Genomic DNA, 12,200 nt, shown 5'->3' with positions numbered 1-12,200 from the left:
TCAGGAGAAAAAAGATGAGTGCAATAGAAAAAATGAACGACGCCCTGGCTGTGGGTGCCCGTGAATACCTGACTTTCCGGCTAGACCGTGAAGAGTACGGCATTGACATTCTGAAAGTGCAAGAAATCCGTGGCTATGAGCCGCCCACACGCATTGCCAACGCCCCTTCGTTCATCAAAGGCGTTGTCAACTTGCGCGGCACCATCGTGCCGATTGTGGACATGCGCTTGAAGTTCAATTGCGCCCAGGCGCAATACGATGCCTTCACCGTGGTCATCATTCTCAACTTGCATCACCGCATTGTGGGCATTGTGGTGGACTCGGTCAGCGACGTGATGGAGCTTTCGGCTGAAGACCAGCGCCCCGCGCCAGAGGTCGACAGCGTGATTGACCGCGACTGCGTCATCGGCTTGGGTGCCCTGGCTGATCGCATGTTGATCTTGCTTGACATTGAAAAACTCATGTCCGCCCCTGACATGGGCTTGTCATCAGACGCCTTCTGAGGTCATTCCCCCCGCACACGCATGTCAGTTTTAGCCGGACAATTTCAGCCAGACGCCGGCATGAGTGAGGTGCAAGGGCGTGAGTTTGCTTGGTCAGATGCAGACTTTGACCGCGTGCAAAAGCTCATTTACCAGCGCGCTGGCATCAGCCTGCACGATGGCAAACACGCCATGGTCTACAGCCGCTTGTCACGCCGCCTGCGTGAAACCGGGCACCAAAGCTTCAAGGCTTATTTGACTTGGCTGGAAAACCAAGAGGGCTCTGAGTGGCAAGAATTCATCAATGCGCTGACCACCAACCTGACCTCGTTTTTTCGCGAACACCATCACTTTGACATTTTCAGTGAGTATCTTCAAAGCCATCCCGGTCATGCGCCATGGCGCGTGTGGTGCAGTGCAGCTTCTACTGGTGAAGAGCCCTATTCCATCCTCATGACGGCCACCGATGCCCTGGGCAGCAACGCCCACCTCAAGCTCACGGCCAGCGACATCGACTCCAAAGTGTTAGCCAGCGCAGCGCAAGGCGTCTACCGGCTGGAAAACCTGAAAAATGTCACGCAAGCGCAGCTTCAAAAATATTTTCTCAGAGGCAAGGGTGGCAACAGTGGCATGGTGCGGGTCAAGCCTGAGCTGCAGCGCATGGTGGACTTCATCAGTGTCAACCTGGTGCGAGATGATTGGCCATTTCGCGAGCCTTTTGACGTGGTGTTCTGTCGCAACGTGATGATTTACTTTGATGCCCCCACCCAGCGCAAAGTGCTCGAGCGTATCCACCGCGTCATGGTGCCCGGCGGGCTTTTGTTTGTGGGGCATGCTGAAAACTTCAGTGAGTCGCGTGACTTGTTTGTGCTCAAGGGAAAGACGGTGTATGAGCGGCGTTAAAGTGGTTCGTGCCCGCGCTTCCAGGGTTGACTACCTGAAATCTTTGCCGCGCAACCCGGGCGAAGCCTCGTTTTTTTACAGCGACCATCACTTTCAGTACGACGCCGTCAAGGTGTTGCCTGGCGAGTATTTTGTGTCGAACGAAGACTTGATGATCATGACCGTGCTAGGCTCCTGCATTGCGGCTTGTTTGTGGGACCCACGCATCCGCGCCGGCGGCATGAACCATTTCATGCTGCCTGACGGCGACAGTGCCGACGGTGGTGGACGCTACGGCTCTTATGCCATGGAGCTGCTCATCAACCAAATGCTCAAAATGGGGGCGCGGCGCGAAACCATGCAAGCCAAAGTGTTTGGTGGCGCTCAGGTCATGGCCGGCTTTACCTCGATGAACGTGGGCGAGCGCAACACCAAGTTTGTGCTCGACTACCTGGCCACCGAGCGCATTCCGGTGGTGTCGCAAGACGTGCTCGACATCCACCCACGCAAGGTGTGTTTTTTCCCGACCACGGGCAAGGCTTTGGTCAAGCGGCTGGCGCACTCTCACCCCGAAACCCTGGCGGTGGAAGAGCGCAAGGGCAACGCCGCCTCGTTGGCCAAGACTACCTCCGGTGGCTCTGTTGATTTGTTTTGAAGGTGCTGAATTGAAGAAAATTCGTGTGGTGGTGGTAGATGACTCGGCGCTGGTGCGCAGTTTGTTGGCGGGCATCATCAATCGCCAGCCCGACATGGAGTGTGTGGGTGCCGCGCATGACCCGTTGATTGCCCGCGAGATGATTCGCGAGCTCAACCCCGACGTGATCACCCTTGACATTGAAATGCCGCGCATGGACGGCATTGATTTTTTAGGCCGTTTGATGCGCCTGCGCCCGATGCCCGTGGTGATGATTTCCACACTGACCGAGCGCGGTGCCGAGGTCACCATGAAAGCCCTGGAGCTGGGCGCGGTGGACTTTGTCTCCAAGCCACGCATGGGCGTGGCAGATGGCATCAACGAGCTGTCGAGTCAAATTGTTGAAAAAATCCGCATTGCGGCCAGCGCTCACATTCGGCGCATCGTGGCGCAGGTCAATAAGACCTCCACACCCCAGGCGCAGCCTGCCGCCATGTTAGGCGGCTTGCAAGGCCGGGTGTCGACTGAAAAGCTGGTGTTCATTGGCGCCTCAACCGGCGGCACCGAGGCCATCAAAGAAGTCTTGATGCCATTGCCGGCTGACTTTCCAGCCATTGTCATTACCCAACACATGCCACCTGGCTTCACCACCAGTTTTGCTGCTCGGCTCAACAACCTGTGTCGCATTGCTGTGCGTGAAGCCGAGTACGGCGAGCGCATTTTGCCCGGCCATGCCTACCTGGCACCGGGCGGCAAGCAGTTCAGAATTGACCGCAGTGGTGCCAACTACGTGGCTGTGGTGGAAGACGGCGAGCCGGTGAACCGGCACAAACCCTCGGTCGAGGTGCTGTTTCGCTCAGGCGCCAAGGTGGCTGGGCGCAACGCCTTTGGCATCATGCTCACCGGCATGGGCAACGACGGCGCCCGTGCCATGCGTGAGATGAAAGACGCTGGCAGCTACAACATCGTCCAAGACGAAGCCTCATGCGTGGTGTTTGGCATGCCCAAAGAAGCCATTGCCCATGGCGCCGCAGACGAAGTGCTGCCCCTGAAAGACATCGCCGCCGCGCTGATGTCCAAGCTCAACGCCACGGCCGACCGTTTCAGGGTTTAACCCTCACACCAGCAGCAGGCCTGGGCACTCCAGCAGCGTGCGGATGTGCTGAATGAATTTGGCCGCATCCATGCCATCAACCACCCGGTGGTCAAACGAGCTTGATAGATTCATTAGTTTGCGCGCCACCACCAGCCCGCCTTGAAAAACCGGCCGCTCCACCATGCGGTTGGTGCCCACAATGGCCACCTCGGGGTAGTTGATGACTGGTGTGCTGACCACACCACCCAGCGCCCCCAGGCTGGTCAGGGTCAGCGTGGAGCCGCTCAAGTCTTCGCGGGTGGCGTGGCCACTGCGGGCGGCCTCACTGACACGCGTCACGGCGGCGGCACTGGCCCACAGGTCAAGCGTTTCGGCGTGGCGCACCACCGGCACCATCAAGCCCCCAGGCGTTTGCGTGGCAATGCCCAAATGCACCGCTGAAAATCGGGTCAGCATGTTGGCCGCATCATCAAACCGGGCGTTCACTTGCGGGTGCTCGCGCACAGCCATCACCATGGCGCGCATCAAAAAGGGCAGCAGCGTCAATCGGCCACGTTGGTTGGCGTGTTGGGCGTTGAGCTGTGCGCGCAGTGTCTCCAGCTCAGTCACGTCGATTTCTTCGACGTAAGTGAAGTGCGGAATGTGCTGCTTGGCTTCTTGCATCTTTTGCGCAATTTTGCGCCGCAGGCCGATCACGGGCACCATTTCTGTGGCATCCATTGGCCTGTAGCGCTCGTCTTCATTGCATGAGTTGCTATTATTTATGGAGTGGGTTGCAGCAAAACCTGCCAGGTCAGCCTGGCTGATGCGCCCGGCAGGCCCCGTGGCGGGCACTTGGCTCAGGTCAACGCCAAGCTCCCAGGCGCGCCTGCGCACGGCGGGCGCGGCAATCGGGCGCAAGTGGGTGGTTGGACGGGCTGGCAAACCCCCACCCCAACCCTCTCCAAAAGAGGGAGGGGGTAAGGCCGGGCTGGGTGCATTTGGTGCCGATACAGGTGTTGGTGCTGTTGCTGGTGCGCTTGCTAGAGTGGGTACGGTGTCAACGCAGACTTCACTGCTTGCATCATTATCAATAGCTGCTTGTGCTTGTAATACGGGCGCTACAGCCGAATTGATATGAATAATCTCAGTGCCTACAGCCACCACTTGCCCCACCACTGCATCCAGGCTGAGCACGGTGCCAGCCACGTGTGAGGGGATTTCAACCGTGGCTTTGTCGGTCATCACGTCGGCCAAAATCTGGTCTTCGGTCACCTCGTCGCCCACTTGCACATGCCAGGCCACCAGCTCCACTTCGGCAATGCCTTCGCCAATGTCTGGCATTTTGATGGTTTTGATGCTCATGGTTCAGCCTTCCAGCACACGTTGCAAAGCCGCCGCCACGCGCGCGGGCCCCGGAAAGTAAGACCACTCTTGCGCGTGAGGGTAGGGCGTGTCCCAGCCGGTCACGCGCTCAATGGGCGCCTCCAGGTGGTAGAAGCAATGCTCCTGCACTAGACCCATCAGCTCCGCCCCCAGCCCATTGGTGCGGGTGGCTTCGTGCACGATGACGCAGCGGCCAGTCTTCTTGACCGATGCCACCACAGTGTCCAGGTCCAGCGGCCACAAGCTGCGCAGGTCAATGATTTCAGCGTCCACGCCAGACTCAAGCGCCGCAGCCTCAGCCACATGCACCATGGTGCCGTAGGCGATCACCGTCACCGCTGCACCGGCGCGGGTGATGCGAGCCGTGTCTAGCGGCACGCTGTAATAACCTTCAGGCACGGCACCCAGTGGGTGTTTGCTCCAGGGCACCACCGGGCGCTCATGGTGGCCGTCAAACGGGCCGTTGTACAAGCGCTTGGGTTCCAAAAAGATCACAGGGTCGTTGTTTTCTATGGCAGCAATCAGCAAGCCTTTGGCATCAAACGGGTTCGACGGCATCACCGTGCGCAGGCCACACACCTGGGTGAACATGGCCTCGGGGCTTTGGCTGTGGGTTTGGCCGCCATAAATGCCGCCGCCGCAGGGCATGCGAATCGTCATTGGGCAGGTAAAGTCGCCCGCCGAGCGGTAGCGCAGGCGCGCTGCCTCTGACACGATCTGATCTGTGGCCGGGTACACATAGTCGGCAAACTGAATCTCTACCACCGGGCGCAAGCCGTAGGCAGCCATGCCAACGGCCGTGCCCACAATGCCGCCCTCTGAAATAGGCGCGTCAAACACGCGCTGGTTGCCGTATTTTTGCTGCAGCCCTTCGGTGCAGCGAAACACGCCACCAAAGTAGCCCACGTCTTGCCCATACACCACCACATCGGGGTCGCGTGCCAGCATCACGTCCATGGCCGAGCGCAGCGCCTGGATCATGGTCATGGGGGTGGGTGGCGTGGACTCCTTGCTGGGCAGGGTTGCACCGGCTTGGTTGGGTGCTGAAGTTGGGGTGGCGTGCTGGCTCATGCTGCGGCTCCCAGTTCAGCGCGTTGGCGCAGCAGGTGTACAGGCATGTGTTGGTACACATCTTCAAACATGCTGACCACATCCAGGGTATGGCTGTCGGCCAGGGTGCCGTAGGTCTCAGCTTCTTTTTGCGCAGCCAGCACCTCGGCTTCAACCTCTTTTTGGGTCGCTTGGTGCTCGGCCTCGGTCCACACGTTCAGCGCCATCAGGTGCTGTTTCAGGCGGGCAATGGGGTCACCCAGCGGAAAGCGTGCAGCATCATTCGCGGGGCGGTATTTGCTGGGGTCGTCGCTGGTCGAATGCGGGCCGGCGCGGTAAGTGACCCACTCAATCAGCGTCGGGCCAAAGCTGGAGCGGGCGCGCTCCAGCGCCCATTTGCTGGCTGCATAACAGGCCAGAAAGTCGTTGCCATCCACCCGCAAACTGGCAATGCCGCAGCCCGCGCCGCGTGCTGCAAAGGTGGTGCCTTCACCGCCGGCAATGGCTTGAAAAGTGGAAATGGCCCACTGATTGTTGACCACGTTGATGATGACTGGCGCACGGTAAACGTGGGCAAAGGTCAGCGCGGTGTGAAAGTCAGCCTCGGCGGTGGCGCCGTCGCCAATCCAGGCGCTGGCCACTTTGTCGTCGCCCTTGATGGCGCTGGCCATGGCCCAGCCCACGGCTTGAATCACCTGCGTGGCCAGGTTGCCAGAAATAGAGAAAAAGCCTTGTTTTTTGCTGCTGTACATCACCGGCAGCTGGCGGCCCTTCATGGGGTCGCGGGTGTTGCTGTAGAGCTGGCAGATCATGTCAACCATCTGGTTGTCGGGGCGGCTGAGCAGCAGCCCTTGCTGGCGGTAGGTGGGAAAACACATGTCGCCCTCGCCAATGGCCAGCGCATGGGCGCAGGCTATGGCCTCTTCACCCAGGCACTGCATGTAAAACGACATTTTTTTCTGCCGCTGGGCTATCAGCATGCGGGCGTCAAAGGCTCGGGTCAGCATCATGGCGCGCAGGCCGCGTTTCAAAACTTCGGGGCTGATGTGGGGGTCCCAAGGGCCTTGGGCTTGGCCGGAGTCGTCTAACACGCGAATCAGCGCAAAGGCCAGGTCGTTGGTTTGCGCGGCAGCCACATCCACCGGCGGGCGGCGTTTGGCACCGGCGGCAGACAAGGGCAGGTAAGAAAAATCGGTGTCGTGCCCGGGTCGGCCAGTGGGCTCTGGCACGTGCAGATGCAGGGGTTTGCGCTGTGGCATGGTGAGGGTCTCCTTGCAGACTTGTGGTCAAAAAAGAAATAGCGTCTTGTGCCAGGGGTAAAGCACGTGACGCGGTAGGTGCAAACCCGCTGTCAGGATCACCAGCAGCCGTGTTTGCGGTGCAAAGCATACCGCAAACCCCTACAAAAAGCTCAAGTTGCAAGGCGCTTTATGCTGCAGGTTTTTTTCAACCACGGAGCTGTTTCATGTTGACCCCAGACCAAGCCAAAGACTTCGATGCTCTCTTGCCCGGCCAATCCACACTGGCAGGCACCAGCCGCCGCACCGCCATGAAAGTGGCGCTGGGGGTGGGCTACGCCGCCAGCACCATGCCCATCATGGCGCAAACCGCCATCAAAACCAGCGCGCAAGGCTTGGTCACAGGCGAGGGCATTTACGATGTGGACGGCTTTGCTGTGCCGTTTTTTCACGCCGCACCCGCAGGCAAGAAAAACTTGCCAGTGATCTTGGTGGTTCAAGAAATTTTTGGCGTGCATGAGTACATTGCCGATACCTGTCGCCGCCTGGCGCATGCCGGTTACCTGGCCATTGCGCCCGATCTGTACGCCCGCCAGGGCGACCCAGGCAGCTACGGTGAAATGGCCAAGCTGATGGCCGAAGTGGTGTCTAAAGTGCCCGACGCGCAAGTCATGCAAGACCTGGACGGTGCCGTGGCATGGGCCGGCACCCATGGTGGTAATTTGAAAAAAGTGGGCATCACCGGCTTTTGCTGGGGTGGGCGCATCACCTGGCTTTATGCCGAGCAAAGCCAGCACGTCAAGGCTGGCGTGGCCTGGTATGGCCGTTTGGTCGGTGCCTCTACCGCACTCACGCCCAAGCACCCGCTGGAGTTGGCAGCCCAACTGAAAGCTCCTGTGCTGGGGCTGTATGGCGGCGAAGACAAAGGCATTCCCCTGACCACCATCAACCAAATGAAAGACGCCCTGGCTGCCGCCAAGGGCAATGCGGCGGCACAGGCCTCAGAATTTGTGGTGTACCGCGACGCACCCCACGCTTTCCATGCCGACTACCGCCCCAGCTACCGCAAAGAGCCCGCCGCAGACGGCTTTGCCCGTGCCCTGAACTGGTTCAAAACGCACGGTGTGGCTTGACGGGCTGATGCGATTTAGATCACCTTGGCTATGCTGGCACACACATAGTCAATGTTTTTACTGTTGAGCGCGGCCACACACATGCGGCCGGTGTCTGTGCCATACACGCCAAACTCATTGCGCAGGCGCACCATTTGGTCTTTGTTCAGGCCTGAGTAGCTGAACATGCCAATTTGCGTGGTGATAAAGCTCATGTCTTGCGCAATGCCAGCGGCTTTCAGGCCATCCACCAGCTTTTGGCGCATGGCCTTGATGCGCACCCGCATCTCGCCCAGCTCTTGCTCCCACTGCGCACGCAGCTCTGGCGTGCTCAGCACGGCGGCCACCAGCGCACCACCAAAAGTGGGTGGGTTGCTGTAGTTGGTGCGAATCACAATCTTGAGCTGGCTCAACACCCGACCCATTTCCTCTTTGTCTTTGCACACCACGCTCAAAGCGCCTACGCGCTCGCCATACAGGCTAAAGCTCTTGCTGAATGACGTGGACACAAAAAACATCAGCCCAGCGGCCACAAACTTGCCAATCACCGCGCCATCTTCAGCCAGGCCGTAGCCAAAGCCTTGGTAAGCCATGTCCAAAAACGGCACCAAACCACGGGTTTTCACCGCGGCAATCACCTCGTCCCATTGGGCGGGGGTGATGTCGTAACCAGTGGGGTTGTGGCAGCAGGCGTGCAACACCACCACGGTGCCAGCGGCGGCGGCATTCAGGTCGGCCAACATGCCGGCAAAGTTCAAGCTGCGGGTGGCTTCGTCGTAATAGCGGTAGCTTTCCACCGTGAAACCGGCATTGGTAAACAGCGCGCGGTGGTTTTCCCAGCTGGGGTCAGAAATCAGCACTTTGGCCGCAGGGTTGAGCTTTTTCAAAAAGTCAGCACCCAGCTTCAAACCACCCGTGCCGCCCAATGCCTGCACCGTGGCCACACGGCCAGAGGCCGCCGGCTCGCTGTCGGCACCAAACACCAGCGCTTTCACGGCAGCGTCATAAGCGGCAATGCCGTCAATGGGCAAATAGCCGTGCGGCTTGGGAGCGCTGAGCAAGGCTTTTTCAGCGGCTTGCACGCATTGCAGCAGGGGCAGCTTGCCGTTGTCGTCAAAGTACACGCCCACACCCAAATTCACTTTGGCGGGGTTGGTGTCAGCGTTAAATTGTTCGTTCAAACCCAAAATGGGGTCGCGAGGGGCCATTTCGACGGCGGAAAAGAGAGACATGACAGGCTTTCTTGGTGGTTAAAAAATCGCTCGATTTTAGACTGCGGGTTTGTACGGATGCTGCGTGACTACATGCGGGAATTTGTGCAGCACCAGCAGAAAGCCAGTTCGCACGATGCATGGTTTCGCCGTCAGGTTGAAATCGGTCTGGACTCGGCCAAAATTGGTCACTGCCTGACCAAAAGTAGTAAATCACCCGCAACCCAACATGTACATGATGCCAATGCTGACTACCCGCCCTGCCCAAAGCAAAAGACACCATTGGCAAACCGCTCGGCCCTCACACAAACTGCCCCAGCTTGCTCAGGTTTTTCCATACCAGCGCCCCCATGCCGCCCACCCCATTGCGGCGCAGGGCGCGGTAGTCTTCACGGGTTTTGAGCCAAATGCGCGCCAGCGAGCGGTTGCTTTCACCACCCAAGCGCATTTTGACCAACACTCGGGGAATGTAGGCGGGCGCAATCTTGCCCTGGCCAAAGTAGCGCAATATGGCGTCGTAATCTGCGGCGATTTTGAAACGGGTATCAAACCCGCCCCAGCGCTCAAACACACTGCGGCGCACATACAGCGTGGGGTGCGGCGGCATCCAGCCGTGGGTCAGCTTGGCGGCGCTGTATTGCCCCGAGCGCCAGCGGCGAATGATGCGCGCTGGGTCTGCCTTGGCCACATAGTCCAGGTCGCCATACACCGCATCAACAGCGGGGTTGGCAAAGGCGGCGGCCACGCTTTGCAGCACATCTTTGTCGGCATAAAAGTCGTCTGAATGCATGAAGCCCAGCACATCGCCGGTGGCGCGCGCCAGCCCTTTGTTGAGGGCGTCGTAAATGCCTTTGTCTGGCTCACTGACCCACACAGTTTGGGCGTTCATGCATGCCTGCAGCGCCTGCAAGGTGCCGTCGGTGGACGCCCCGTCTATGACCACATGCTCCACGTTAGGCCAAGACTGCGCCTGCACACTTTGCACCGCCTGGGTGATGGAATCTGCGCGGTTGTAAACGGCGGTGATGACGGTGATTTTCAAAACGCAACTTTCTGATGTTTTGCTACAAATAGCAGAGCTACTAATACCTATCGGATAGATGTCGCAATCATCAATGACGTCAACCTACCCTTAGGGAATTGACCCATTGAAATCAAAGTTGTCCGCGACGACCACAAAGTCTGCAAGAAGCTTTTGAATCACTGGCAACCAAAGATCATGCGCGCCAACAGCGAGCAACTGCGCCGTAAGCTGGCTTGTAACGCGAACCTTCATCCACTTTGCTATTTCACGATGCGCAATGACCGTGCACCGGCATACATACCCTGAGATTTTTTGATTGTGAACTGCCCGGTGGAAGTGATGCCACTTAGAAAAGAATCTTCTTCCGTGCTCAGCTTTGGTACGGCACGCATAGGCGCAGACGACGACCTGAAGGCTGTCTTACGGACATTAGAGGCAGCGCCTGGTGCTTTCCGCTTGACTGGCGAAGGTGTGATGATGGTGTGCATGCAAAAAAGAATACCACAATAGCACTTGTTTCGGCTGTCAGTTTGTATGCGCCTGCACACTCTGCACCGCCTGGGTGATGGAATCTTCGCGGTTGTAAACGGCGGTGATGACGGAGATTTTCAAAATAGGTTACTTGAATAGGGGTGCTAATACTTGAGCAGCAATCTTTGCACCATGGGTTGACAGATGGTTGTCATCAAAATACAGCGGGTAGCCGTCTTGTGCTACGTCGCACCACGCGGTTTGACACAGCCGCTCATGCGGCAACACCAATGACACACCGGGTTGCTCTGCCAAATGGCGCAGCACTGCAAGTGTGTTTTTTTGAATTTCGACGTATTCCGCCAAACTCTGCCTGATTTCAAAGTCTTGCGCAAAACCCATTGACTTCAAATACAACGCCCTTGGCACCAAGGTTTTGACATCTGGCACCGGGCCAACCAGCCACACCTGTTTGCCAGCCATTCTCAATTGCGCCACCACTTGACCCAATGCCTGCGCCGCTGTAACAGATGCTGGACTTGATTTCGCCGGTGCTTGCAGTGGTGGTGCGCGCAGTGAACTCCAGCGCGACACCAGTACAACCTTATTGATGCTTGGTGTTGTCATCAGGTAAGCCAGCATGGCCTTGCTGAACGCTACACAGGCTCGATCTGACCAGCCCGTTTCTTGGAAATGCAAGCCTATCCCGCAGCCATGTTGCCCGGCAAACAAGGCACTTCTACCCGCATTGGCTGCCATGTCTGCAATGCCAGGGGCTAATGCCCCAGCGTGCGAATCACCCCACACCACTACATCAGTCTGGCTCATGTCTTCTACACCCAGATGACACAACTCACCCTTGGAAATCTGATCTGGGGCAAAGTTCATGCAGGCATCTTTGTTGGCTATGCGGTCTGTCATAGCACGTACAATTTTCTGGCGGTCACCCTCAAAACGCGACTCAAAACCACGGCCAAAATGGATTAACAGCCCGGCCAATAACGTGACTGCAATGCACGCCACCCCAAACGCAAACATCAACCGTTGACCAGCCAACACTCTGCGTTGGCGTATGGGCTGCTCCACAAACCGCCAAGACACCAGCGCGCACAACACAATCACCCCATTCACCGCAACCGTTTGCGCCACGCCCAAACCAGTCAGACTCATGTAACCAGCAAACCCCAACAGCGGAAAATGCCATAGGTAAAGAGGGTATGAAATTTGCCCAATGAAAACCATGGGCTTGCTTGACAACCAAACGTTTACCCCCCGCGCGTTACGCAAACCTGCAGAAATAATCAACACCGCACCCAGTACAGGTGGTAGGGCTGCAAGCCCAGGGAAAGGCGTTTTCTCGGTATAAAACACCAACGCGAAAGCGATCAAACCCATGCCAACCCCTGCGCGCAACCACTCCCCTCGCACGCTACGGGGCGCAGGCAACATGCCCTGTGCCAGCATCACACCTGCCAACAGCTCCCATGCGCGGGTTGGCAGCATAAAAAAACTAACTGTCATGAATCCAAGCCGACGCCCCGGATGATGAAAGAAACTCTAGGGTGGAGGTGACGGGGTCGATGCCGAGAAAATTCTTTGGGAGCGAGCATCCCGATAACTAACTTGGCACGCCTA

11 protein-coding genes are annotated in these 12,200 nt (G+C 58.0%); 5 read left to right on the top strand and 6 right to left on the bottom strand.

The genetic code is table 11. From position 1 onward, the window contains the following. Positions 1-14: 14 nt before the first annotated feature. From PHT20_RS00930 to PHT20_RS00915, 4 genes are read left to right on the top strand one after another with little or no spacing between them, the layout of a single operon-like run. Positions 15-503 carry a chemotaxis protein CheW gene (locus PHT20_RS00930; protein WP_301019024.1) on the top strand — a complete coding sequence of 163 codons (489 nt, stop codon included), beginning with the start codon at positions 15-17 and terminating at the stop codon, positions 501-503. 21 nt (positions 504-524) lie between these two features. Beyond that, the gene (locus PHT20_RS00925) at positions 525-1,385 is read left to right on the top strand and encodes a CheR family methyltransferase (RefSeq protein ID WP_301019023.1); all 861 of its coding nucleotides are present in this window, start codon (positions 525-527) and stop codon (positions 1,383-1,385) included. Next, entirely contained in the window at positions 1,372-2,019 is a 648-nt protein-coding gene (gene cheD, locus PHT20_RS00920) for a chemoreceptor glutamine deamidase CheD (protein ID WP_300081368.1), read from the top strand. Before PHT20_RS00925 ends, cheD begins: the two co-directional genes overlap by 14 nt. 10 nt (positions 2,020-2,029) lie before the next feature. Next, positions 2,030-3,112, top strand: coding sequence for a chemotaxis response regulator protein-glutamate methylesterase (locus PHT20_RS00915; RefSeq protein ID WP_301019022.1), 1,083 nt, complete (start codon positions 2,030-2,032; stop codon positions 3,110-3,112). Positions 3,113-3,115: 3 nt separating this feature from the next. On the opposite strand, the gene PHT20_RS00910 is transcribed toward PHT20_RS00915, so the two are convergent. The 3 genes from PHT20_RS00910 to PHT20_RS00900 form a co-directional block, all read right to left on the bottom strand. Beyond that, the gene (locus PHT20_RS00910) at positions 3,116-4,438 is read right to left on the bottom strand and encodes a dihydrolipoamide acetyltransferase family protein (protein ID WP_301019021.1); all 1,323 of its coding nucleotides are present in this window, start codon (positions 4,436-4,438) and stop codon (positions 3,116-3,118) included. A 3-nt stretch (positions 4,439-4,441) separates the two neighbouring features. Then, positions 4,442-5,446 carry an alpha-ketoacid dehydrogenase subunit beta gene (locus PHT20_RS00905; protein WP_301019131.1) on the bottom strand — a complete coding sequence of 335 codons (1,005 nt, stop codon included), beginning with the start codon at positions 5,444-5,446 and terminating at the stop codon, positions 4,442-4,444. An 80-nt stretch (positions 5,447-5,526) separates the two neighbouring features. Continuing rightward, complete coding sequence (locus PHT20_RS00900) at positions 5,527-6,768, bottom strand: 3-methyl-2-oxobutanoate dehydrogenase (2-methylpropanoyl-transferring) subunit alpha (protein ID WP_301019020.1); 1,242 nt, start codon at positions 6,766-6,768, stop codon at positions 5,527-5,529. Between the two features lie 206 nt (positions 6,769-6,974). Between PHT20_RS00900 and PHT20_RS00895 the strand changes: the two genes are divergently transcribed. Beyond that, positions 6,975-7,880, top strand: coding sequence for a dienelactone hydrolase family protein (locus PHT20_RS00895; RefSeq protein WP_301019019.1), 906 nt, complete (start codon positions 6,975-6,977; stop codon positions 7,878-7,880). Positions 7,881-7,894: 14 nt separating this feature from the next. On the opposite strand, the gene PHT20_RS00890 is transcribed toward PHT20_RS00895, so the two are convergent. From PHT20_RS00890 to PHT20_RS00880, 3 genes are all read right to left on the bottom strand, one after another. Continuing rightward, positions 7,895-9,091 carry an amino acid aminotransferase gene (locus PHT20_RS00890; protein WP_300081352.1) on the bottom strand — a complete coding sequence of 399 codons (1,197 nt, stop codon included), beginning with the start codon at positions 9,089-9,091 and terminating at the stop codon, positions 7,895-7,897. A 280-nt stretch (positions 9,092-9,371) separates the two neighbouring features. Further along, entirely contained in the window at positions 9,372-10,112 is a 741-nt protein-coding gene (locus PHT20_RS00885; protein WP_300081349.1) for a glycosyltransferase family 2 protein, read from the bottom strand. Positions 10,113-10,712: 600 nt separating this feature from the next. Continuing rightward, positions 10,713-12,068 (bottom strand): acyltransferase family protein, encoded by a 1,356-nt coding sequence (locus PHT20_RS00880; RefSeq protein ID WP_301019018.1) that lies wholly within the window; start codon positions 12,066-12,068, stop codon positions 10,713-10,715. Positions 12,069-12,200: the final 132 nt, after the last annotated feature.

Source organism: Rhodoferax sp., assembly GCF_028715765.1.
GTDB lineage: Bacteria > Pseudomonadota > Gammaproteobacteria > Burkholderiales > Burkholderiaceae_C > Rhodoferax.
This window is presented reverse-complemented; position numbering and strand designations above follow the sequence as displayed.

Excerpts from the sequence above, each read along its gene's own strand:
- PHT20_RS00910 (WP_301019021.1), bottom strand. The coding sequence starts at position 4,438 with ATGAGCATCAAAACCATCAAAATGCCAGACATTGGCGAAGGCATTGCC.
- cheD (WP_300081368.1), top strand. The coding sequence starts at position 1,372 with ATGAGCGGCGTTAAAGTGGTTCGTGCCCGCGCTTCCAGGGTTGACTAC.
- PHT20_RS00900 (WP_301019020.1), bottom strand. The coding sequence starts at position 6,768 with ATGCCACAGCGCAAACCCCTGCATCTGCACGTGCCAGAGCCCACTGGC.
- PHT20_RS00895 (WP_301019019.1), top strand. The coding sequence starts at position 6,975 with ATGTTGACCCCAGACCAAGCCAAAGACTTCGATGCTCTCTTGCCCGGC.
- PHT20_RS00880 (WP_301019018.1), bottom strand. The coding sequence starts at position 12,068 with ATGCTGCCAACCCGCGCATGGGAGCTGTTGGCAGGTGTGATGCTGGCA.
- PHT20_RS00930 (WP_301019024.1), top strand. The coding sequence starts at position 15 with ATGAGTGCAATAGAAAAAATGAACGACGCCCTGGCTGTGGGTGCCCGT.
- PHT20_RS00905 (WP_301019131.1), bottom strand. The coding sequence starts at position 5,446 with ATGACCATGATCCAGGCGCTGCGCTCGGCCATGGACGTGATGCTGGCA.
- PHT20_RS00925 (WP_301019023.1), top strand. The coding sequence starts at position 525 with ATGTCAGTTTTAGCCGGACAATTTCAGCCAGACGCCGGCATGAGTGAG.
- PHT20_RS00890 (WP_300081352.1), bottom strand. The coding sequence starts at position 9,091 with ATGTCTCTCTTTTCCGCCGTCGAAATGGCCCCTCGCGACCCCATTTTG.